Genomic DNA, 22,981 nt, shown 5'->3' on the forward strand with positions numbered 1-22,981 from the left:
GGTTCTTAACTCCTTGTGATCGCCAAACCGTCGTGGCTGATTATGGTTTCGCCTGAAAAGGCTTCGGTGGCTTCGAGCCACTCCGACTTTTCGAACCCCGGCAGGTCCGCCGGGATCAAGTGATTGAGCACGAGTTTCTTCACACCAGCAGCTTCGGCGATCTTGGCAGCATCGGGCGCCATCGTGTGGCTGGCCAGAAGATGCTGGCGCAACCGATCGCCATTGCCGGTTATCTCCACAATCCTGTCGACGCCGCGTGCGAGCATCGCCTCGTGAACCAGGACGTCGGCATCCTTGGCGAATTCTGCAAGTGGCGGGAAATAAGCCGTGTCGGCAGAAAAGACGACCGACCATTCCTGGACAGAAAACTTCAAGGCAAAACAATCGACTACCGGCGGATGTTCGACCCGTAAGGTCGCAATCGACAGTTTCTCGTCTTCAAGTGGTACTTCCCCCTCCTGAAGAAGGTGAATTTCCACCAGGTCTCGCAAATCCGGACGGCCTTCATCCTCAATTCGCGTATCGATGTCATAGCGCATCGAGCTCAGGAAACCGTCCCAGTATTCGATCAGGTCTGCCGGGCCGTAAACCCGAATCCGACGTGAAAGACCGGTGCACCAGGCAGTGTGCAACAGCGGACCAAGTTCCAGTACGTGATCAGAGTGCATATGCGTGATGAAGACCAGGTCCAGTTCCTTGAGAACGACACCCGCGTCCACCAGCCCCCTGGTCACCCCCAGACCGCAATCGACCACGCAGCGGCGTCCGCCGATCTCGATCAGAGAGCTGGTCGGTGACGGTCCGCCCGGGCGGATTGCCGGTCCGCCCTTGGAACCGAGGATGACCAGACGATCTTTCAGGCCCGGCACTTTGGCATTGCTCATTACTTGTCCCACGTTCCTTCCGGTGTACCGTCGAACTTTTTCTCAAGTGACTCCCAACAGTCAATGTAGTCATCCTGCAAAGGGGCTTCTTTTGCAGCAAATTCAGTCAGATGCTGCGGGAACCGGGTCTCGAACATGAAGGACATTGTGTTATCAAGCTTTTCCGCCTTCAGGTCGGCATTGGACGCCCCCTCGAAGGCATTGTTGTCCGGACCGTGCGGCAGCATCATGTTGTGCAGGCTCATGCCGCCGGGCACGAAACCCTGCGGTTTGGCATCATACTGACCGTAGATGTTACCCATAAGTTCGGACATGATGTTCTTGTGGTACCAGGGCGGACGGAAGGTATTTTCCGCGACCATCCAGCGTTCACGGAACAGGACGAAGTCGATATTCGCCGTACCGGGCACACCCGACGGCGCAGTCAGAACCGTGAAGATCGATGGATCGGGGTGGTCGAACAGGATGGCCCCGATCGGGCAGTAATTGCGCAGATCGTATTTGCACGGTGCATAGTTGCCGTGCCACGCAACCACATCGAGCGGTGAATGACCGATCTTGGTTTCATGGAACTGACCGCACCATTTGACCGTCACCGTTGACGGCGCCTCCCGGTCTTCGAAATGGGCAACCGGCGTCTTGAAATCACGGCGATTGGCCATGCAGTTCGCGCCGATCGGCCCCCTGCCCGGCAGTTCGAATTTCTGGCCATAGTTTTCGCAGACAAACCCGCGCGCCGGTCCTTCGACCACTTCTACCCGGTAAACCAGACCGCGCGGCAGGATGGCAATTTCCTTCGGTTCCAGCTCAATGATGCCGAGTTCGGTACAAAACCTCAAAATTCCTTCCTGAGGCACGACCAGAAGCTCGCTGTCGGCGGAGAAGAAATACTCGTCTTCCATCGACTTGGTGACAAGATAGATGTGGCTTGCCATTCCCACCTGGGTGTTGACGTCCCCTGCAGTCGTCATGGTGCGCATGCCGGTCAACCAGGTCAGGTCTTTGTCGGAATGCGGGACCGGATCCCAACGATACTGGCCGAGCGAAATCACGTCTTCACAGACATTCGGCGCGCTTTTCCAGTGAGGCAGGTCGATTTTCTGAAAACGATGCGTGTGCTTGACCGACGGGCGGATACGGTAGCACCAGGTGCGCTCGTTCTGATGGCTCGGCGCGGTGAAGGCGGTGCCGGAAAGCTGTTCGCCGTAAAGACCGTAAGCGCATTTCTGCGGGCTGTTCATTCCCTGCGGCAGGGATCCAGGCAGTGTTTCGGTTTCAAAGTCATTGCCAAAGCCCGGCATGTACTCAAGCTCGGATGAATTCCGATCGTTATTGTCTGTTGTCCGGGTGTTTTCCGTTCTCTGATCCATGACGTCCTCCGGCTTCAGAGATGAATTTAGTTTCATATGTAACCAAATTCATCTCACACTTCAAGCGGCATCGTCAAAGAGATTCCAGATTGCAGGATGGGAATGAAAAAATCCGACCAAGGCAAGAGAAAACAAATGCAACTGTAAGCTTTGCTTTACTCAACCTACGTAAGGTCCGACCAGACACACTATTGGAGCCTTGCATGTCTCTTAGAAATCGAATCTTTTTTGCCTCAAGTGGTGTATTTCTGGTCGGCTTCCTGACGCTAATCCTTGCTGTAACTTTCATGGCGCAGGGAACATCGCAAAAGTCGGGTGAAGAACTTATCCGTAAAACTGCCGAGGCACTTGCGCTTGATGCGGGCAAGACACTTGCAGAAGCCCAGCTGACGGCCCGTGCGGCCTCAGATGCGCTTGAGGGTCTGCAACATGCGGGCGTCACCGACCGCAATGCCTATGGCGCGGTGATGCTGCAGCAGATCAGCCAGAACAAGCACTTCGTCGGCGGTGGCGTGATCTTTGAACCGGATATGGCAGGACCGGACGCAGACAACGCAGGCTCCAATTACTCGGACGAAAAAGGTCGCTTCATTCCTTATTTCTATAATGATGGCGCAAGCGTTGCCTGGGAACCGCTGATGTTCGGCGGCGATAGCGGCTCCGAGGAATGGTACGACAAGCCGAAAAATCTCGGCCACGACACGGTGACAGAGCCTTACATTTACCCGATCAACGGTGTCGACGTTCTGATGGCAACAGCCTCTTCGCCGATCCTGGATAAGTCGGGGCGCGGCATAGGCGGAGCAACGATCGACGTCTCCCTTGAAGGGTTGCAGAAGGCCGTCAGCGCCGGACAGACCTATGAAACAGGTTATGTCGGTCTCCTGAGTGAAGCAGGCGTCTGGGTCTCCCACCCCGATTCATCGCTTCTCGGCAAGCAGGCGGACCCTTCCCTGGTCGGCAAGATCAAAGCCATGAAGGGTACTCTTGCCTATTCAACGGACAACGGCACCGCCGAAGCCATTCAGGCCTTTGAGCTGGATGGCACGGGTCAGAACTGGTTCGTTGTCCTGGCGGTCGACGAAAGCGAACTTCTAGCGAGCGCCAATTCCACGATGCAGCTGAGTCTGCTGCTGTCACTTGGACTGCTGGTTGCCGGCACGTTCCTGATGTGGATGCTCGGTTCCACGATCGCAGGTCCTGTCCGCGCGTTGACAGAACGCATGCGTAATCTGGCGGAAGGTGATGTCGACACGCCAGTCGCCTACACGGGCCGCAAGGACGAGATCGGCCAGATGGCAAGCGCCCTTGAAATTTTCGTTGAGAACGAAAACGAACGCCGGTCTCTGCAGAACGATACCGAACTTGCACAACAGTCTCAGCTTGACCGGCAACAGGAAATCGAAGCGCTGATCGAGGCTTTCGAGACCGACGTCAACGCAGTTCTGGAACAGGTCAGTGGCGACAGCGAGAAAATGGAGCAGACTGCCGCCTCTCTCGATGCCATCGCACGGGATACATCAACGAAAGTGTCTTCCGTTGCAGGGTCTTCAGACGTCGCTCAGGGCAGCGTTCAGACGGTTGCCTCGGCAGCGGAAGAGCTGTCCGCGTCAATCTCGGAAATCGGACGGCAGATCGATCAGACCAAGGACATCGTGGTCAGCGCAACTCAGGCAGCCAACGATTCAAATGACAAGGTCGGTAGCCTCGACAGCGCCGCACAGAAGATCGGTGAAGTCGTCAGCCTGATCCAGGCGATTGCCGAGCAGACAAACCTGCTCGCCCTGAACGCCACCATTGAAGCGGCGCGTGCCGGTGAAGCCGGCAAGGGCTTTGCGGTGGTTGCCTCCGAGGTCAAGGAACTCGCGACCCAGACCGCGAAGGCAACCGAAGAGATCTCCGCGCAGATCACCGGCATTCAGTCCTCGACCCGTAACGCTGTCGGGTCGATCCAGGAAATCGCCAGCACCATGGAAGAGGTCAATCAGTTCACCGCAACGATTGCAGCGGCCATTTCACAACAGGGCGATGCCACCAACGAGATCAGCCACAACGTTCAGCAGGCTGCAAGCTGCACCAGCGATATGAGCAACAGTGTAGGTGACGTCATGCAGGCCGCCGAAGAAACCAGCAACTCGGCTGCCGACGTTCTGTCTGTTTCCCAGTCTGTCTCGCAACAGGCACACGGGCTGCAATCGACCGTTGCCGATTTCCTGGCAAGGGTAAGAGCGGCTTAAAGCGAAAAAAACATTGAGCAGGAAAGCCCGCGCAAGCCATTGCGCGGGCTTTCTCTTTTCAGCCTTTCACACGATCAAATAATCATCCAGCTGAAGTCCCGGGAACCACAAGACTTGATTGATCGACAAATTTGAATAAAATAGAACAAAACATGAACATATGAGGTTGCCGATGCAGTTTGCTCATCCAGCTCAAGCGCAGTACTCCGTCGCCCTGTCGTCTTCATCGTCTCTTCTGGAAGCGCAGCGACCGACCGATGTGACACCTGACGAGGTCCGCACAATGATTGTCTATCTGCAAAAGGCACGGGACCGGGCAATGCAGATCCGCGACCGCTCTCCGGCAGGAAGTTATATGGAAAATGTCCTGAGCCGGACAATTGATGGCATCACCCTGGAACTGTCGCAACTGGACTACCTACTGGCGCGGCGACCAATGGAAACCTCCAAAGCAATGCTTGCGCGCAGCCGCATGCGTCCTGCGATCTGACGGCCAGTGAACTTTTAAACGAGGATCAGCCTCTCACTTTTTAGGAGCGATAAAGCCGACTGTCAGGCAGGGCATTCCCAAACTCAAACTTCAGAAACGGGTTGCTCGCAAACTTCTGGCCGTTTCAGCTGGAAGTCTGAACACCTGCCGGATCAAGGTGCCAGACGCACACATCTTTGTTGCCAGAAGAGCAAGCTGGAACCCTTACCACAACAGCTTGCTCACCCTGGAGACCAACTCAGGCTGACCATAGCTTTTGTTCAGGTGTTTCAGGCAGCAGCTTCGTCGCCCGGTGCCGTTTGCCAGCCGAGATCCGTCAGCGTGACGATCCGGTTGCCGCGCAGGTCCGTTGCGCAGACCAGAAAACCGCGTTCTTCCATATGGCTCAGCAACCACCTGGCGCGGCCCGGCGAGCGCGTCCCGTAGGCTGTCGCGATCTCCAGGTTTCCAGGACATGGCGCCTTTGCCAGAGCTGCCTTTGCCAGCAGCAGATAGACGCCGCGCATGTCGTCCGGCAGTTCCGAGGCAATCAGCTCCGCCTGGGCCCAGGCGCCGTCATCGACCTCGCCCTTTTCGACCCCGGCTCTTGCCACGGAAAGTTTTTCACGGAACGCCTGCAGATCCGGCGCTCCGCCCGGAAGCTTGGCGATCCGGCAGCGGACCTGGAAATCCTGGTACAGGGTTGCGATCGGTTGAAAGGCGGCTTCTTCGTCTTCCAGAATACCGGCAATGATTTCGGAGATCCTTTCCTCGCGCTCGCCAAAATCGAGCAGGCTCTCCGGCTGAGGCGTGGCCCCGTCACTGGCGCGTTCCGCGCTTGTCAGCTGATCAAGCACTTCTCCGGTGGAGACGACCGGTTCGACAAAGCGCTGCCGCACTACCGGAGCCTCGCCTTCGGCCGGGGTAAAGATCAGGTCCTTGGCTTCTTCTTTCGGCTGTTCCGGCAGGGGCATCAATTTCGGGCTGCCGCCCCGGCCCATGGTTTCCACCGGTCCGATCTTGACCGGGACCGGACGGCGCGACATCGCCGGCCCAAGGGCAATGAAATGCCCACGATCCAGATTGCGGAAACTCTCTGCCTGACGGCGTTCCATCCCGAGCAGATCCGCTGCACGGGCCATGTCGATATCGAGGAACGTCCGGCCCATCAAAAAGTTCGAGGCTTCCGCGGCAACGTTCTTTGCAAGCTTGGCCAGACGCTGGGTCGCAATGACCCCCGCGAGGCCTCTTTTACGACCACGGCACATCAGGTTGGTCATCGCCCCGAGAGACCGGCGGCGCGCCTCCTCGGTGACTTCGCCAGCAGCAGCAGGTGCAAAGAGCTGCGCTTCATCTACGACGACAATCATTGGATACCAAAGATCCCGGTCTGCATCGAAAAGCCCGTCCAGAAAGGTCGCCGCGGCCTTCATCTGACGGTCAGCGTCAAGACCTTCAAGGTTCAGAACGACAGACACACGATGCTGGCGAACACGACCGGCAATCATCTGGAGATCTTTTTCTGTTCCCACGGCATCGACGACGACGTGACCGAACTTGTCGGCAAGTGAAACGAAATCGCCCTCGGGGTCGATGATGGCCTGCTGTACCCAGCTGGCCGACTGTTCCAGAAGCCTGCGAAGCAAATGCGATTTGCCGGAACCGGAGTTACCCTGAACCAAAAGACGCGTAGCCAGGAGCTCTTCCAGATCAAGCCCGGCCCGCGCACCGCCTGTCATTTCTCCGATATCGATCTGTACCGTCATGCAATCACTTCTAGTGCAGCGGCGGTGCTGCCGTATCTCCGTCCGTTGTAACCGTGCAGGGCGGTAGTCAGCACGATTCCGGAAGACTTGCAAAGCCACGCTCGCCGGAAACGGGCTTTTTCCCAGCATTCCACCGCTTAGGTGCCGGCTCAACGAGCCGATCACTTCTAATTCATGTTCCGCCTCTTCAAATACGCGTCCTATAGTCCATTTTAGTTGGAAACAACCCGTCAAGAGGGAGAGACTTGATGAAAATTCACGCCGATCTGACAGAACGCGCCGTTGTCGACAGCGCAACGCTCAATTGGATCCCCTCCCCGATGGCCGGTGTGGAAAGGCGCATGCTGGAACGGGACGGCGACGAGGTTGCACGCGCGACCAGTCTGGTCCGCTATGCGCCTGGCTCTGCCTTTTCAGCCCATACCCACGATATGGGCGAGGAGTTTCTGGTCCTTGACGGTGTTTTTTCCGACGAGAGCGGGGATTTTCCCAAGGGCATGTATGTGCGTAACCCTCCCGGCTCCAGCCACGTGCCATCCAGTGAACCCGGTGCAGTAATCCTGGTGAAGTTGCGGCAGATGCAGCCAGAAGACGACACATTTGTCCGCGTCAACACGCTTGACCCTGCCGGTTGGCAGGCAGGCCGTGCCGGTGAGCATATTCTTCCGCTGTTTGTCCGCCCGGACGAGGAAGTCGTCATGCTGGATTGGGAACGCGGTTCACACTTCGACGAGCAGGAGTTTCCAGGAGGCGCCGAGTACTTCGTCATTGAAGGCAGTTTCGAAGATGCGGACGGCCGGTACGACCAGGGAACCTGGCTGCGGCTGCCTCCCGGGAGCCGGCAAGCCATCAGAACGGCGCAAGGCACCCGGGTCTGGCGAAAGACTGGACATCTTGAATCCTAGGCAGCCGTCAGTTCCTGAGCAGTGGCGTTCTCCAATACCGCCACCGCGATTTTCTTGTGTACCGGCAGGATGAGCGCCAGGTAGACATGGCCGAACAAATTGTGACGTTTGCAACATGTTGACGTGAAAACGCCCGGCTTCGGTCCTGTCTTCCGGAATATCGACATCCGGAAGTCCTGATGCCAATCGTCTTCCCCGAGAATGATTTCGTGTTCTGTCACCCGGTAGACCCTGAAGAATCCGATCCGGTCGCCGGGCTGCTTCGCCTCCAAAGGCACTTGCAACTGTTCCTGCGCAAGATCGCTGGTCGTCTTCATGCCAAGTGGCCGGACGATGACATCGCGCACCTTTAAAAGGGCGTTTATCCACCCGATTTCGGCATTCAGAATATGAGCGGCCAACACCCGGATGTCGGCTGTCTGCAAATCCTGCCTGTCTTCCAGAGAAGCCGAGAATGTGTCCATGTAATCCCCGGGCGCGTAATAGCTGTTGAGAAAACTTTCTTCTGGCAACCTGTCTGATTTGCTCATGCCGGCCTCTGACAGTTTCTGGGGACACCTGACAATATAGGCTGCAACATCGTGAGGAAGATCGTGCAGATTGCCGCAGGCGAGATCGCGGCCCAGTGAAGTTGCCGGGCGAGAAAATAAAATCTCAAATTGTCCCTAAACCCCTCGCATCGCTGATAATTCCGGTTATGATACGGTTTGTAATTTCCAGATTTTTGATTGTTGGCCGGAGGGGACATGAAATCGGCGAAAGTGTTTCTAGGACTGGCGTCAGCTCTTTTGACCGCGTTTGCAGCGAATGCGCAGGACACATCGACCCAGCCGCAAAAAGTCACCGTGGCAAAGGTTTCGACGATCACGGCGAACAATTCGTCACGCTACGTCGGCCGTGTGGAAGCAGTCAGCACGGTCAACATCGTTGCGAGGGTCGAAGGTTATCTGGATAAGCGCAACTTTACCGAGGGCGGCACGGTCAAGAAGGGTGATCTTCTCTATGTCATAGAGAAGGACCTCTATCAGGCAAGCGTCGATCAGGCCAAGGCAACCCTTGAAGGAGCGAAGGCAACTCTCGAAAATTCCCAGATAGAGCTGGAACGCCAGCGGCAACTTCTGGCAAAGGGTGACATCTCTCAGGCGAACTACGACAAGCAGAAGGCAACGACCGCCACGGATCAGGCCAACGTCGATGAAGCACAGGCCAATCTGGACACTGCCGACATCAACCTCAGCTACACCAACATCTACAGCCCGATCGACGGCCGTATCAGCAAGACCAATGTCAACGTGGGCAATCTTGTCGATTCAAACACCGGCACACTGGCAACCGTGACCAGCGTCGATCCGATCTATGTGTCGTTCTACATGGGCGAAAAGGACCTCATCGAAGACAGGGAAGCCGGACTGATCGGTAATGACAGCGCGACTCTCAAGGTCAATCTCACCATGGCCAACGGATCCCGGTATCCGTCCGCGGGAAAGGTGACTTATGTAGGGACGACGGTCGATCAGAGCAGTGACACGGTCGAGCTGCGCGCGACCTTCGACAATCCCAAGAACCTCCTCATTCCAGGCCAGTTTGTGAACGTATCGGTGGAGGCTGCCGATCCGGCCAAGCTGGCGGCGGTTCCACAAACAGCCATTCAGCTCGATGCAAAGGGGCATTTCGTCTATGTCGTTGACAGCAACAACAAGGTGAAACGCCAGGATGTCGAGCTGGGCCGACAATCCGGTTCCCTCTGGGAGGTCAAGTCAGGCCTGACGGAAGGCGAGCAGGTCATCGTACAGGGACTGCAACGGGTCAAACCCGACATGACAGTCGCTCCGATTGAAGCGAAAAGCTAGGAGAGTTTTCCAGCCATGCTCTCCAGATTTTTTATTGATCGCCCGAACTTTGCGCTGGTGCTGTCGCTGATTGCCTCGCTGGTCGGGATCATCGCCATCGTGTTCATTTCCATTTCGGAATATCCGAACGTCACGCCGCCACAGGTTGTCGTCACGGCACAATTTCCCGGGGCTGATTCAGAGCTGATCGAAAAATCGGTGGCAATCCCGATCGAAGATCAGGTGAACGGCGTCGAGAACATGATTTACATGTCATCGATAAGCTCCAATGCCGGCACCTACACGTTGACCATCACTTTCGAGGTCGGCACGGACCCGGATATCGCGGCTGTCAATGTGCAGAACCGGGTCGCGCTGGCGGAGCCACAGTTGCCGCAATCGGTGAAAAATCTGGGCGTCGCCACCAAGAAGCAATCCGCCAACATGCTGCTCGTGGTCAATCTGGTTTCACCTGATGAGAGCCGCGACGCTATCTATTTGAGCAACTACGCCACGATCCACGTGCAGGATCGCCTGTCGCGACTGCCAGGTGTCGGCAGTGTCTCCCAGTTCGGTCCGCTCGACTACAGCATGCGGGTCTGGATGCGCCCGGACCAGATGACGGCGCTCAACCTGACCGCAACCGATCTTTCCAACGCCATTCAGGCGCAGAACGCACGCGCAACCGCCGGTCAGATTGGCGGGGCTCCCTTTGCCGGCCCGACCGACTTCCAGTTCTCACTCAAGGCCGAAGGGCTGCTGGAAACGGCGAAACAGTTTGGCGACATCATTGTCTCAGGCTCCTCTTCCGGCCAGCTGGTGCGCCTGCAAGACGTCGCGCGGGTCGAACTCGGATCGAGTTCCTATTCGGCATTTGCGACACTCAATAACAAGCCGTCCACGGCGATCGCCATCTATCAATCCCCCGGGGCGAATGCTCTTGATGTCGCAAACAGCGTTTATGCCGAACTGGACAAGATGCAGGCCGGATTCCCAGACGGGGTCGAGTACAAGCTGCTTTACGACATCACCAAAGCGGTGAAGGCGTCGATCGAGGAAATTCTCACGACACTGGCGATTACCACCTGTCTTGTTGTCTTCGTGGTGTTCATGTTCCTGATGAGCTGGCGCGCTGTCATCATCCCTGCCGTTGCCATTCCGGTGTCCTTGCTCGGAACTTTCGCCATTCTCTTCCTCATCGGGTTTTCAGCCAACCTGATCACGCTGTTCGGGGTCATTCTGGCAATTACGCTCGTCGTCGACGATGCCATTGTCATTATTGAAAACACCGAGCGGATCATGGAGGAAGATGGTCTAGCGCCGCGCGAGGCCACGCTCAAGGCGATGGATCAGGTGACAAGCCCGATCATTGCGACCACTTTCGTGCTGCTCGCAGTTTTCGTGCCTGTCTGCTTTTTTCCCGGCATCACAGGAGAGATCTACCTTCAATTCGCGCTCACGATCACGATTGCCTTCTGCCTGTCGGCGGTGAATGCACTGACGCTGTCACCCGTCCTGTGTTCGATGCTGTTGCGGCGGTCAGGCAAGAAACGGCATGGACCGCTGTACTTCTTCGGCGCCCTGGTCGACAAGGTGCGCAACGCCTATGTGGCGCTGGTGCGGATCATGGTTCGCAACATCGCAGTGTCGCTGCTCATTCTCGTTGCCGCCTTTGCCGCGACGGTGTTCATGTTCCGTGAAACCCCGACAGGGTTCATTCCGCTTGAAGACAAAGGCGTGCTCTTTGCCAATGTCCAATTGCCGGAAGGCGCCTCGCTGCAACGTACCGAAGCCGTGGCCAAAACCATGACGACGATGATACGCGAGGTCGAAGGTGTTCAGGATGTAATCGCCGTACCCGGCTTCAGCATCATCGCCGGTAACGGTTCGAACTTTGCGACGCTCATTCCGATCCTGGCACCCTGGAGTGACCGCAAGACCAAGGAAACCCAGTGGTACAACATCCTGAAGACACTTAACGAGAAGCTCGCCACCGTCGATGAAGCGGTTGCGTTTGTCTTTCCGCTGCCTCCCATAGACGGTCTTGGAATTTCAGGCGGGATTGCCGCGCAGATTCAGGATGACGCCGGTGCCAGTGTGGTTGATTTGGGTGCTGTGACCAATGCAGTCCTGTCGGCCTCCAATACCAACCCGGTATTCCTCCAGGTCTTCAGCTCGCTGTCGGCAAGTTCGCCGGAGTACCAGATCGACCTCGACCGCGACAAGGCGGAAGCCCTCGGTGTGGATATCAGCGATATCTTCACCGTGCTTCAGGCAAATCTCGGCACCTATTACGTCAACAACTTCCTGCTCGACGGCAAGGTATTCTGGGTGATCCTGTCATCGGAAGCCGAATACAGACAGACGCTTGATGACATCGGCTCGATCTATGTGAAAAGTTCTTCGGGCGACATGATCCCGCTCAGCACCCTCGTCAACCTGGAAGCGGTGGTCGGACCGCAAAGCGTGACCCGTTACAATCTTGAACGCTCTGCCGCCGTTCAGGGCCTGACCAACATCGGCTACAGCACAGGCGACGGCATCGCGGCATTCGAGCAGATTGCCAAGGAATTGTTGCCTGAAGGCTATTCCATCGAGTGGACGGGCATGTCGCTGCAGGAAATCGAGGCAGGTTCATATGTGATCTACATCCTGCTGCTGGCGTTCCTCTTCGCGTATCTGTGCCTGGTTGCCCAGTACGAAAGCTGGATGTTGCCGATTTCGGTGATGCTGTCGGCTGTCTTTGCCGTTTGCGGGGCCATGATTCCGCTCTATCTGATCCCGGTTCTGAACAACAATATCTATGCGCAAATCGGCATGGTGCTTCTGATCGGACTTGCAGCCAAGAAGGCCATCATGTTGGTTGAATTCTCGCGCAATTGCCGGGACGACGGCATGAGCATCGTTGATGCGGCCATCAGCGCAGCCCATACGCGCTTCCGTCCTGTGACCATGACGGGTCTGTGTTTCATTGTCGGCGTTCTGCCGCTGGTATTCGCCACCGGCGCAGGATCTGCCAGCCGCGTTTCAATCGGTCTGCCGGTATTCGCCGGCATGATCCTGGACAGCACCATCGGTCTTCTGATGATCCCGGTTCTCTATGTCGCCGTTCAAAGACTGCGTGAGAAGTTCACCAGAAAACCCGCCAAGACCTCTGCCGAGGCGCCGGCGGACACACCAGCGTAAGCGAGCGACCAGGTGTCACAAAAAAGGCTGCAGGCGACACCTGCAGCCTTTTTTGATGTTCTTGGATGACGGGCGTTCACCCCCAGGAGCCGGAAAAGGCAATCTCGCACAGCGGCATGCGGGCGCTTGGCGTTTCCCTTGCCTGAAGACTTTCGTCAAGCTGCGAAGCGTCCCCTTGCTTGCCGATAGCAATTGCAATCTCTGGCTTGAAACGTTCCGGCACGCCCAGAACTTCGTGAACCCTGTCCTTGTGGATCCCTGCCATGCCATGGGTGTGATAGCCAAGCGCGGTTGCCTGCAGCGCAGCGTGAGCCCAGGCAGATCCAGCGTCAAATGAATGACTGCCGTTGGCCCGGTTCGGTTTGCCTTCCTTGCCGTCGACTTCTGTGTCTGAGAACAGATAGACCAACGCCGAGGAATGCTGCGCCCATTCCAGGTTGAATGGGTTAAGCAGATCCACGAGCTTTTGCCAATGTGCGTCATCCCTCAACGCATAGACAAATCGCCAAGGCTGGATATTGAAAGCTGACGGCGCCCAGCGCGCAGCTTCCAAAATTGTCTTCAGATCGGCTTCCGACATTTCGGAACCGTCAAAAGCACGGGGTGACCACCGATCGACAAACAGGTTCTGGACCGGATGATCGGGATTACGAGCTGTCATTTTCATCTACTCCAAATTCGTTCCGGGCTTTTACCCTCCCGGGCGATCTGGAGATAGTGACTTTTTATCTTTATATCAAGATACTTCTTATCAAGACACTTCTTTTGGACCTCCAACCCAGCCACTTCTCTTGGGTTGAGCTCCAATTGACGGCGCAAGCAGGATTGCGGACAGGACCAGAACAGCAGACACCGCCTCTCGGGCTCCGACGCTTTCACCAAAGACAAAAAATCCGACGAGGAACATGGTCGGCAGTTCAAAACTGCCGGCGGCCGCGGTGCGAACAGGGCCAACTTTCTGACACGCAAACGAGAACAGAACCTGCGGGATGAGGGCAGTCATCAACCCCATGACGATAATCAGGCCCCATTGGGAAGAAGAGGCCGGCAACAGCGATCCCTGCCCTTCCTGAAGGGCAACCGGCGTAAGCCCGACAAGTGCCCCGACAAGGCCGCAAGCGGTCCTTTCCAGCGAATTGAGCTGCCCGGCCAAACCGCTCAGAACCACAACAAGGAAACCGAAGGCGACCGGAGCCGGTATCGCCCACAACAGCGAGGATAGAACTTCAGGTGACAAAAGCGATGGATCGAGGAGCAGTGCCGCGGCGCCAAGAACAAGTCCTGCCGCTGCAAAAGATCGCAAGGTCGGCGCTTGTTTCAACAAGACCCAGGCAAACAGGGACGCAAAGACAGGATAGGACATGTAAACGACCCCGGCTGCTGCCACCGGCGCATTTGCAATGGCCTCAAGATAACCGATCAGACTGAGCCCCAGCACGGCACCAGCCCCGACAAGCAAGAGGGCTCCGCCTCTCTTGTGCCTTTCCAGAGGCAGGAACGGCAGCAACACAAGCGCCGAAAATCCATAGCGGTAAAGAGCAATGGAAGCAGGCCCGGCTCCAAGTCCCTGCAATTCGCGAACGAACACAGGGACAAGACCGAAACAGACTGCACACGCAACGATGACAAGAGTTGCCCCCAGAGGGCTCAAACTGAATTTTGGCAGAGATGAAATCGACATAACCAGTCGATACCGCGTCGACGAAAGTAAATAAAATTCCTAGTTTTCATTCTCACCATGAAATGATTTCATACGCTCATGATCCCAAGATTAGCCATTCATCATCTCACGCTTCTGTCGGCGCTTGCCGAGACCGGAAGCATGACAGCATCGGCCCAACGGCTCGGTGTCACGCAGTCCGCAGCCTCCCACAGATTGCGGGAAGCTGAGCGGCGACTCGGTCTGTCGCTTATCCAGCGGGCTGACACGGGCCTGGAACTGACGTTGGAAGGAGAGCGCCTGCGGCGCTTGGGCGAGACGTTTCTGGCGGAACTGTTCCGTCTGGAACAGGAACTGGAAGCGTCCGCGCGCGACGCACGTGTCCTGGTGCGCCTCGGCCAAGCGACCTACAGCCGGTATCACTGGTTTCCCGCCTTTCTCGATTATCTTGAAACGGTGGATTCCGGTCTTTCGGTTGACCTTTCCGGGCGCGCCACCGCGCATCCCCTCGCCTCGCTTCTGGACGGTTCCGTGGATGTCTCGCTTGTGTTCGGGCGGGAGCCGACGCTGTCGAAATTCCGGTCGATCAAGCTCGGCTCACATCCGCTTGTTGCGGTTTTGTCGAAGAGCCATCCGCTTGCTACAGAGCCGATTGTCAACAGCCTGAACATGGGTGACGAACGGTTCTTCATCTATCCATTGACTGCAGAGCCGGGCTTCGACTGGACCACGCTGCTTGGCGAGCCGACCGTCCCCTTCCGTCGGCTTACGCCGATGCCGACACCGGAGGCCGTGATCGATCTCGTGCGGGCAAATTTCGGCGTAGCCCTTTTCAGCAAATGGGCGATTGAGCCGGAATTGGCCGACGGAACACTCGTCGCCAGACCGATCAGCGAAGAAGGCGTGTCACTCGACTGGTGGTGTGTCAGACGCGCTTCGGACCCGGATGACGGTCCCTCGGCACGCCTTGCCAAGGTACTTTCGTCCTGGAGCCGGCAAACCGACGGAGCCCTTTCCACACTCGCATTTGGCACCCATCCCTCAAGTCTTTGAAGAAACTCGCAAGAATTGTGTATTCTGCCGCCATACAATCGATTCTTGAGATCGAATCATCAAAGCCGTGGGAGAAGTCGGGCAATTGGTGATCTCCGAAAAGAAACGGCAACGGGGTCTGGTTCTTGCCATGGGCGGCCTCGGCGGCCTTGTCATGCTGGACGAGAGCATCTTTGGCGTCGCATTGCCGTCCATCCGCACCGAGCTGGATCTGTCCCCGACAACCGCTCACTGGATCATCAATTCCTACATGCTTGCCTTCACTTGCCTTGCGGCAATCGGTGGTAAGGCGATTGACCTTTTCGGCCTGCGGCCTGCGTTGATCGTCAGTGCTTCGGTATTTGCAGTTACAAGTCTGGTCGCCGGATTTGCCGAAAATGCCGCCATGCTGATTTCACTGCGAGTCGTTCAGGGGCTTTGTGCAGCGATCATCTATCCAATGTCACTGGCAGCTGCGACACTCACCTACGGTGAGAAAGAGCGCGGCAAGGCGGTTGGGATCTCCGCCACAATCGCGACGGTTTTCCTGGCGGCAGGACCATTGCTTGGCGGCGTTCTGACCGAATTCCTTTCCTGGCGCTGGGTCTTCTGGATCAACATCCCGGTTCTGGCCGTCTGCGTTTCACTTACCCTCCTGCTGTGGAGACCACCGGCAAGGATTGCGAAACGTCCCAAGGTTGACCTGATGGGCTTGATCCTGCTCCTGGCCGGCCTCACCACATTCATATTCGGACTGATGGAAGGCCCGGATTTTGGGTGGAGTTCTCCGTTCATCCTGGGGCCTCTCGTCATCGGAGCGCTCGGCCTCGGTGGCTTCTTTCGCTTTGAACTTAAGCAGAAGACGCCGCTGATCGACGTCCAGCTGTTCTTTTCAAAGTCTTTTCATACCGACGCGCTCATTGTGCTGCTCACACAGATGACCAAGATCGTCGTTGTTATCTTCGTGCCGCATTTTCTGCAGCTGGAGCTATCGTTTTCCGCTCTTTGGGCCGGCTTCGGAATTATCGTCGCGGTCTTGCCGTATCCGTTTCTGGCGGAACCGGCGGGCAGGATCGCCGACCGATATGGCACCAGGCGCCCCGTCCTGACCGGTCTGACCGTACTTGCGCTGACAAACGTACTGATCGGAGTCGCCATCCACTTTGAAAGCTATTGGGGTCTAGCCCCTGCACTGCTCGTCTGGGGCGTTGCGGTGCCTTTCACCATGCTTCCGGCGACGCGTAGCATCGCAAATTCCCTGCCCCTGGAGAAACAGGGCGAGTTCGGAGGGCTTGTCATGACCGCCCGTCTTCTCGGTGGTACGCTCGGCGTGACTTTGGGCAGTGTATTGCTGGCAATGGAAACAGGGTCTACCTGGTTGTTCTGGGTCATGGCAGCCATAATCGCCACCTGCTGCGCATATGGGGCGGTTGTGCTGGAAAAGGAGACCGAAGCGCGAGCATAAGATGCCGATCCGACACGCTCGGCACATTAGAACTGATTAGAATTCATCCATTTGGAAGAGCGCAAAGGCTTTCGAGCTGAGCAATCTTATGTCGGGATTTCAGCCTCATGTCCGGTTCAATTTCGCCGCCGTCCGGGAAACGGAATTTGTTTGTACTTTCCGAAAGCGCAAGGAAGCGCGGGCTTATCCTGGCGATGGGATGCTTCGGTGGACTTGTGAACCTTGATGAAACGGTTCTCGGCGTCTCCCTGTTCACCATTAGGCACGATCTGGGATTATCTTTGACGACAACCCACTGGATCGTGAACTCCTACCTGCTCGCCTTTACCTGTTTTGCCGCAATTGGCGGCAAGGCACTGGATTTGTTCGGCTTGAGACCGGCGCTAGTGGTTACCTGCCTCGTGTTTGCAATCTCGAGCGTCGTGGCCGGATTTTCGAACAGCGCCGCAATGCTGATCTCGATGCGCACTATTCAGGGCCTTTGCGCCGCCATTCTGTTTCCCATGGCGCTGGCGGCCACAACGCTCACTTTCGAAGAAGAAGAACGAGGCCGCGCAATCGGCACCCTGGTCGGAATGGTGACGGTCTTTTTGGCCCTTGGTCCACTTGTCGGTGGGGTTCTGACGCAGTTCCTCTCCTGGCGGTGGGTGTTCTGGATAAACGTGCCGATCGTGCTGGCGAGCGGTTTCATCTCCTTCCTGCTCTGGAGAGAGCCTGACCGGGAGGTCAAACGGCCCAAAGTTGACCTGGTCGGCCTGGTTCTGCTGGTCGTCGGCCTGACCTCATTTATTTTCGGTGTGGTGGAGGGACCGGATCTTGGTTGGACTTCACCGGCAGTCTTCGGAACTATCCTATGCGGCGTAGTCGGTCTGGCGGCCTTTGCAATCTTTGAACTCAGGCACAACGAACCTTTGATCGATGTTCGACTGTACCGCTTCATGCCCTTTCACACAGGCACACTCATCTACATTCTGACCCAGATGAGCAAGATGATCGTCGTCATCTATGTGCCGCGCTTTCTGCAAATGGAATTGTCCTATTCGGCACTCTGGGCGGGTATGGGAACGTTGTTCGCCGTCTTCCCATTTCCATTCCTCTCTGCCCGCGCCGGAAAATTTGCGGACAAACATGGACCTCGCACACCCGTCGTGGTGTCCTTGGCGGTTCTTGCACTGGGCAATCTGGCCATCGCGGGGGCCGTGATACTCAAGAGTGTCTGGATGCTTGTTCCAGCCCTTCTTTTATGGGGAATCGCGCTTCCATACGCCATGGTTCCCGCAGGCCTAATTTCTACAAGCTCGGTTCCGAATGAAAAACAGGGAGAGGTTAGCGGGCTGGTCATCACCGCCCGCCTTCTTGGCAGCACGCTCGGCATGGCCATGAGCGGTTTGCTGGTGGCCATTGGCGCAGGCTTTGCGTCGGTTTTCGTGGTGCCAGCCGTCCTGATTGCAATTTGCTCTGCGTATGGAATGGTCGCACTAAAAAGGAAGAGATCCGCGCAGGTTTGACCGGCTGACACTTGCGTGACAGCGCAAACCTGGAACAACCTCTTTCCGGAACCTCGGCGCCTGCGGATCCCGAAAACGGCCCGGCTGCCCGCCTTGCGAATTCGTTCTCGTCGTGGAGCGGACAGACCGACGAAGCACCTTCCGCGCTTGCCTTCCTCCCCTTAAACCTTTGATACAAAATCACAGAAACGACTATGCTTTCACATTGCAGCTGACCTATGCTGCAACCTGTGGCCAAGGGCAACTACGGGGGAAGCTGATGCTGGCACTTTCCGAAAAGGACCGGAAACGGGGGCTCGTTCTCGCGGTTGGTATTCTTGGTGGACTCGTGATGCTGGACGAAACCGTCCTAGGCGTCTCCCTGCCCGCCATTCGGTCCGAATTGGGAATGTCGGCCACGACAGCGCACTGGATCATCAACTCCTATATGTTGGCCTTTACCTGCCTGGCGGCGATTGGCGGCAAGGCGATCGACCTGTTCGGATTGCGGCCTGCAATGATCGTCAGCTGTTCCGTATTTACCGTCGCCAGTCTGCTGGCGGGGTTTGCCGACGGTACGGCAATGCTGCTCTCCATGCGTGTCGTCCAGGGCCTTTGTGCCGCTATCATGTTCCCGACAACGCTCGCAGCGGCAACACTCACATTTGATGAAGAAGAGCGCGGTCGTGCAATCGGCCTTTTGGCCGGAATGGCGACGATTTTTCTGGCCATCGGACCGATGCTCGGCGGCATACTGACGGACTTTCTGTCATGGCGTTGGGTATTCTGGATCAACATTCCGGTCGTCGTGGTCGGCGGTATCTTTACCTGTCTCTTATGGAAAGAACCGGCCAGAGACCTCAAGCGTCCAGTGGTTGACCGCGTCGGCCTGGTCCTGTTGCTGGTAGGCATGACATCGCTCATATTCGGGCTGATGGAGGGTCCCGACTTTGGCTGGGCCTCTCCGGTGATCGTTTCGACCCTGATCGTTGGCGTCATCGGTCTTGCCGGTTTTGTCCGTTACGAAGCCAGACAGAAACTTCCGCTGATCGACATCAGGCTGTTTATTCTGAAGCCCTTTCACGCAAGCTCCCTTGTTATTCTGCTCACGCAGATGAGCAAGATCGTTGTCGCGATTTTCATTCCGCACTTCCTGCAACTGCAGATGGGTTTCTCGGCACTGTGGGCGGGAATTGGAACCGCTGCCGCGGTTTTACCATTTCCGTTTCTGGCTGCGTTTGCCGGTAGATATGCAGACCGAAAGGGCGCCAAGCAACCAGTCCTTATCTCACTGGCGCTGGTCGCGCTTAGCTGCGGACTACTGGGCGCCACATTTGCCTTTAAAAACTATTGGGTACTCGCCCCCATGCTGCTGCTGTGGGGCGCAGCGCTGCCTTTCTCGATGGTTCCCACAGGACGCATTACGGTCAATTCGGTGCCGCTTGAAAAGCAGGGAGAAGTCAGCGGTATGATCATTACGTGCCGCCTGGTCGGCGGCACGCTTGGGGTGACACTTGGTAGTGTCCTTCTGGCCATGCACGCCGATTTCGCGTCGATATTCTATACCATGGCCGCGATGCTCGGAGCCTGTTGTGTTTATTGTATTGTTGCTCTGGAAAACGACGCTCCCGCGCGGGGTTGATCGAACGGTTTACGCAAAATCGTTCTGATACCGCTCCCGAAGTACATTCTTCTGGATCTTGCCCATTGTGTTTCGTGGTAACGCCTCCAGAACATGGAATTTCTTCGGCTGCTTGAACTTGGCAAGCTGGTTCGCCAGAGAGGTTCGAATTAGTTCGTCACTCAGAGTTTCACCCGGTTTTGGCGCCAGCACCGCGATCACGCCTTCGCCGAAATCCGGGTGCGGTACACCGATGACTGCACTTTCTGCAACGTCTTCAATACTGTCCAGGATCGCTTCCACCTCGGCCGGATAGACATTGAAGCCGCCGGAAATGATCAAGTCCTTGGCTCTCCCGACAATTGAGATGTAGCCATCTTCATCCTTGCGTCCCATGTCGCCGGTGATGAAATAGCCGTCGACGCGAAACTCCTGTGCCGTTTTTGCCGGCATTCTCCAATATCCCTGAAAGACGTTCGGCCCCTTGACCTCAATGATCCCGACTTCGCCCGGAGACACTTCGCGGCCTGTTTTTTCATCGACGATACGCAACCCAACTCCTGGCAGCGGAAACCCGACGCTGCCCGGTCGGCGTTCTCCGTCATACGGATTGGAGGTGTTCATGCTGGTCTCGGTCATGCCATAGCGCTCAATGATCGAATGGCCTGTCCGCTGCGAGAACTCCTTGTGTACTTCGGCAGACAACGGGGCTGATCCGGAAATGAACGCACGCATATGCCGCACCAGATCGCGGTCAAAGGCATCCGAACCAAGCAGTCTGGTATAGAAAGTCGGAACGCCCATCATCGCAGTGGCCTTGGGCAACAGTTCCAACACCTGCTCGAGGTCGAACTTCGGCAGGAAAAGCATGGAACCTCCTGCCATCATCAGGCAATTGGTGGCCACGAACAGTCCATGTGCGTGAAATATCGGCATTGCATGCAAAAGCACGTCGTCTTCGGTGAACCGCCAAACTTTCTTCATCGTCAGCGAATTGGAAACCAGATTGTCGTGGCTGAGCATCGCTCCTTTCGAACGGCCCGTCGTGCCCGACGTGTACAGAATTGCTGCAAGATCTTCGCCGTCTCTCGGCCTGGTTTCGAAGTTGGTCGGCATACTGTCCGCCAGACCGCTCAGACTCCCTTCTCCCGAGGCATCGAGCGTTTGCAGCTTTGCACCTTCCTTCTGAGCAATTCCGGCCAAGCTGTCGGCATTGACGGGATCGCACACGAACAATGCCGGTTCCGCATCCGATATGAAGAAGCTCATTTCGGACGGTGTATATGCGGAGTTAAGTGGAACAAACACCGCTCCCGCCCGGATGACACCAAGGTAAAGCATCAGGGCGTCGGGGGTTTTCTCGACCTGGACCGCTACCCTGTCGCCCGGCCTGACACCCAGCTTCGCCAGTGCCCCGGCATACTGTGATGACCGGGCAAGCATTTCCTTGTACGTCAGTGCAGAGCCATCCGGGTTTATCAGAAAGTCTTTGCCAAGATCGAGAATGAAAGCTGTCAAAGTGTCGAAGAGATGGTTGCTCATGAAGGAATTCCAGATTGCGGGTGTAAATCAGGTGAAAAATTCCAAGATGAAATTTTAAAGCAACTTTGGGCAATTAGGGCAAGATCAGGGAAAACGCTGACTCCCCGATTACTACTTTAGAATAACCCGTCGTCAATCAAACCGTATTCTATCGTTTGCTTGGCTACTCTCCAGTGTTTCAGTCCGGAAACCATTTCGTGACTCGCCTTGCCACAGAGGCCGTGTCACACTTTCCGTGAAGGAGTTTCGAGAATGACCACAATCAGGCCTCCGACCCTGGCGGAATTCATTGCAGATGGCGCCATTCACATCATCGGCATTTTCCTTGGCCTGACTGCGACGATCATTTTGGCCGTTACTCTTTGGAATGCAGGCGATCCCGCACGTCAGGTCACCGTCATGATTTATGCGGCCTGCCTTATGACAATGCTAATTTGTTCCGCGCTCTACAACATGTTCGCCACAGACCACAAAGCCGGTCTTCTTCGGCGACTGGATCACGCGGCAATCTTCTTGATGATCGCAGGAACCTACACGCCTTTGGCAGCGATTATTGTCGGCGGCTGGACAGGGGGCATTCTTCTGGCCGTTGTCTGGACAGGCGCGCTTGCCGGGGCAATCATGAAGCTGGCTCATCTGAAGGGACTGGAAAGGCTATCTGTCCCAATTTATCTCGGTCTCGGCTGGGTTGTTGTTTTCGCCGCCAAGCCGCTGATCGAAAAAGCCTCCACCTTCAGCTTCTACATGATCGTTGCGGGCGGATTGCTCTATACGGTCGGCACTCTGTTTTACGCCTGGAAGCGTTTGCCGTTTCAGAACGCCATATGGCATGCATTCGTTCTTGCCGCGGCCGTTTGCCATTTCGGGGCCGTGTTTTACGACGTCGCCCTGATTACCACCATCTGAGCAACCTGGCCTCAGGTCGTGGGGCTCTTTACCCCTGCCAGCTGATCTTCCGTTTCCGGCGGCACACCCGTGCTGTCCGCAAAGCGTGACAGCCAGTTGAACCAGGACATGACAAAGATCGCCCGTGTCGCTTGGTTGTAGCCACCGTAATGTTTCACAAGATCGTCTACCGACGCGGGCGAAAGCTCGGTTTTCCGGGCCATCTCATCACACATTTCACAAAGCCGCCTGTGCCATGGATCAAGGCCTTCCAGGCTATCTGAAAGAACTGCCTCAACGAGACCTGCAGGGAAAGAATAGACCGCTTTGTGAAACCCGATCTCGTATGGTGAATTGTTGGCGTGCGCGGTTCGGAACAGCATGATTTCCCGGTCCAGTGCGGGAAACCAGTCGTCTTTGAAAATCGCTGAAACGCTTTGATAGATTTCCGGCGCAATGCCGGTGCGCGCCAGCATGCGGACCATGTTCAGATCCGGCAGTTTGCTGATGAACGCCAGCGTGCGCTCATCCAGCTCATTGTCCTCGGGAACCGGTATTCTGCTCATAAGGCGTCTCCCGCGCGTTTCAGGAATAGATGCAACTCAATGAATTTGAGCTGCATCCAACCTGATTTGCAAACAGA

18 protein-coding genes are annotated in these 22,981 nt (G+C 56.4%); 10 read left to right on the plus strand and 8 right to left on the minus strand.

The window, feature by feature from the left end; all coding sequences use genetic code 11:
- Positions 1–5 precede the first annotated feature (5 nt).
- Together ABLQ08_RS03590 and hmgA are read right to left on the minus strand one after the other, a co-directional pair.
- Positions 6–884 (minus strand): MBL fold metallo-hydrolase, encoded by an 879-nt coding sequence (locus tag ABLQ08_RS03590; protein WP_352939665.1) that lies wholly within the window; start codon positions 882–884, stop codon positions 6–8.
- On the minus strand, positions 884–2,185 hold the full coding sequence (hmgA, locus tag ABLQ08_RS03595) for a homogentisate 1,2-dioxygenase (RefSeq protein WP_352940508.1): 1,302 nt from the start codon (positions 2,183–2,185) through the stop codon (positions 884–886). Before hmgA ends, ABLQ08_RS03590 begins: the two co-directional genes overlap by 1 nt.
- A gap of 272 nt (positions 2,186–2,457) precedes the next feature.
- On the opposite strand from hmgA, the gene ABLQ08_RS03600 reads away from it, so the two are divergent.
- Complete coding sequence (locus tag ABLQ08_RS03600) at positions 2,458–4,491, plus strand: methyl-accepting chemotaxis protein (RefSeq protein WP_352939666.1); 2,034 nt, start codon at positions 2,458–2,460, stop codon at positions 4,489–4,491.
- Positions 4,492–4,663: 172 nt separating this feature from the next.
- Entirely contained in the window at positions 4,664–4,981 is a 318-nt protein-coding gene (locus ABLQ08_RS03605; protein ID WP_352939668.1) for a hypothetical protein, read from the plus strand.
- Positions 4,982–5,250: 269 nt separating this feature from the next.
- Here ABLQ08_RS03605 and ABLQ08_RS03610 read toward each other — a convergent pair whose 3' ends face one another.
- The gene (locus ABLQ08_RS03610; RefSeq protein ID WP_352939669.1) at positions 5,251–6,726 is read right to left on the minus strand and encodes an ATP-binding protein; all 1,476 of its coding nucleotides are present in this window, start codon (positions 6,724–6,726) and stop codon (positions 5,251–5,253) included.
- Between the two features lie 248 nt (positions 6,727–6,974).
- Between ABLQ08_RS03610 and ABLQ08_RS03615 the strand changes: the two genes are divergently transcribed.
- Positions 6,975–7,631, plus strand: a complete 657-nt coding sequence (locus tag ABLQ08_RS03615) for a cupin domain-containing protein (protein ID WP_352939670.1) — start codon at positions 6,975–6,977, stop codon at positions 7,629–7,631.
- On the opposite strand, the gene ABLQ08_RS03620 is transcribed toward ABLQ08_RS03615, so the two are convergent.
- On the minus strand, positions 7,628–8,161 hold the full coding sequence (locus ABLQ08_RS03620; RefSeq protein WP_352939672.1) for a DUF2867 domain-containing protein: 534 nt from the start codon (positions 8,159–8,161) through the stop codon (positions 7,628–7,630). The two genes, ABLQ08_RS03615 and ABLQ08_RS03620, sit on opposite strands and share 4 nt — an antisense overlap.
- A 216-nt stretch (positions 8,162–8,377) precedes the next feature.
- Here ABLQ08_RS03620 and ABLQ08_RS03625 point away from each other — a divergent pair, with 216 nt between their 5' ends.
- Together ABLQ08_RS03625 and ABLQ08_RS03630 are read left to right on the plus strand one after the other, a co-directional pair.
- Positions 8,378–9,481: an efflux RND transporter periplasmic adaptor subunit gene (locus ABLQ08_RS03625; protein WP_352939673.1), complete on the plus strand. Its 1,104-nt coding sequence runs from the start codon at positions 8,378–8,380 to the stop codon at positions 9,479–9,481.
- A gap of 15 nt (positions 9,482–9,496) precedes the next feature.
- Positions 9,497–12,646, plus strand: a complete 3,150-nt coding sequence (locus ABLQ08_RS03630; RefSeq protein ID WP_352939674.1) for an efflux RND transporter permease subunit — start codon at positions 9,497–9,499, stop codon at positions 12,644–12,646.
- A 76-nt stretch (positions 12,647–12,722) separates the two neighbouring features.
- Here ABLQ08_RS03630 and ABLQ08_RS03635 read toward each other — a convergent pair whose 3' ends face one another.
- Entirely contained in the window at positions 12,723–13,313 is a 591-nt protein-coding gene (locus ABLQ08_RS03635) for a nitroreductase family protein (RefSeq protein ID WP_417714887.1), read from the minus strand.
- Between the two features lie 84 nt (positions 13,314–13,397).
- Positions 13,398–14,327, minus strand: coding sequence for a DMT family transporter (locus ABLQ08_RS03640; protein ID WP_352939677.1), 930 nt, complete (start codon positions 14,325–14,327; stop codon positions 13,398–13,400).
- A gap of 78 nt (positions 14,328–14,405) precedes the next feature.
- Between ABLQ08_RS03640 and ABLQ08_RS03645 the strand changes: the two genes are divergently transcribed.
- From ABLQ08_RS03645 to ABLQ08_RS03660, 4 genes are all read left to right on the plus strand, one after another.
- Positions 14,406–15,359: a LysR family transcriptional regulator gene (locus ABLQ08_RS03645; protein ID WP_352939679.1), complete on the plus strand. Its 954-nt coding sequence runs from the start codon at positions 14,406–14,408 to the stop codon at positions 15,357–15,359.
- Between the two features lie 88 nt (positions 15,360–15,447).
- Positions 15,448–16,803 carry an MFS transporter gene (locus ABLQ08_RS03650; RefSeq protein WP_352940509.1) on the plus strand — a complete coding sequence of 452 codons (1,356 nt, stop codon included), beginning with the start codon at positions 15,448–15,450 and terminating at the stop codon, positions 16,801–16,803.
- Positions 16,804–16,949: 146 nt separating this feature from the next.
- Positions 16,950–18,311 carry an MFS transporter gene (locus ABLQ08_RS03655; protein ID WP_352939681.1) on the plus strand — a complete coding sequence of 454 codons (1,362 nt, stop codon included), beginning with the start codon at positions 16,950–16,952 and terminating at the stop codon, positions 18,309–18,311.
- Between the two features lie 259 nt (positions 18,312–18,570).
- Positions 18,571–19,932: a DHA2 family efflux MFS transporter permease subunit gene (locus ABLQ08_RS03660; protein WP_352939683.1), complete on the plus strand. Its 1,362-nt coding sequence runs from the start codon at positions 18,571–18,573 to the stop codon at positions 19,930–19,932.
- 9 nt (positions 19,933–19,941) lie between these two features.
- On the opposite strand, the gene ABLQ08_RS03665 is transcribed toward ABLQ08_RS03660, so the two are convergent.
- Positions 19,942–21,453 (minus strand): malonate--CoA ligase, encoded by a 1,512-nt coding sequence (locus tag ABLQ08_RS03665; protein ID WP_352939685.1) that lies wholly within the window; start codon positions 21,451–21,453, stop codon positions 19,942–19,944.
- 252 nt (positions 21,454–21,705) lie between these two features.
- Here ABLQ08_RS03665 and trhA point away from each other — a divergent pair, with 252 nt between their 5' ends.
- On the plus strand, positions 21,706–22,359 hold the full coding sequence (trhA, locus tag ABLQ08_RS03670) for a PAQR family membrane homeostasis protein TrhA (protein WP_352939687.1): 654 nt from the start codon (positions 21,706–21,708) through the stop codon (positions 22,357–22,359).
- An 11-nt stretch (positions 22,360–22,370) separates the two neighbouring features.
- Here the strand turns inward: trhA and ABLQ08_RS03675 are convergent, their stop codons facing one another.
- Entirely contained in the window at positions 22,371–22,904 is a 534-nt protein-coding gene (locus ABLQ08_RS03675) for a hypothetical protein (protein ID WP_352939689.1), read from the minus strand.
- Positions 22,905–22,981 lie beyond the last annotated feature (77 nt).

The organism is Roseibium sp. SCP14, assembly GCF_040329475.1.
GTDB lineage: Bacteria > Pseudomonadota > Alphaproteobacteria > Rhizobiales > Stappiaceae > Roseibium.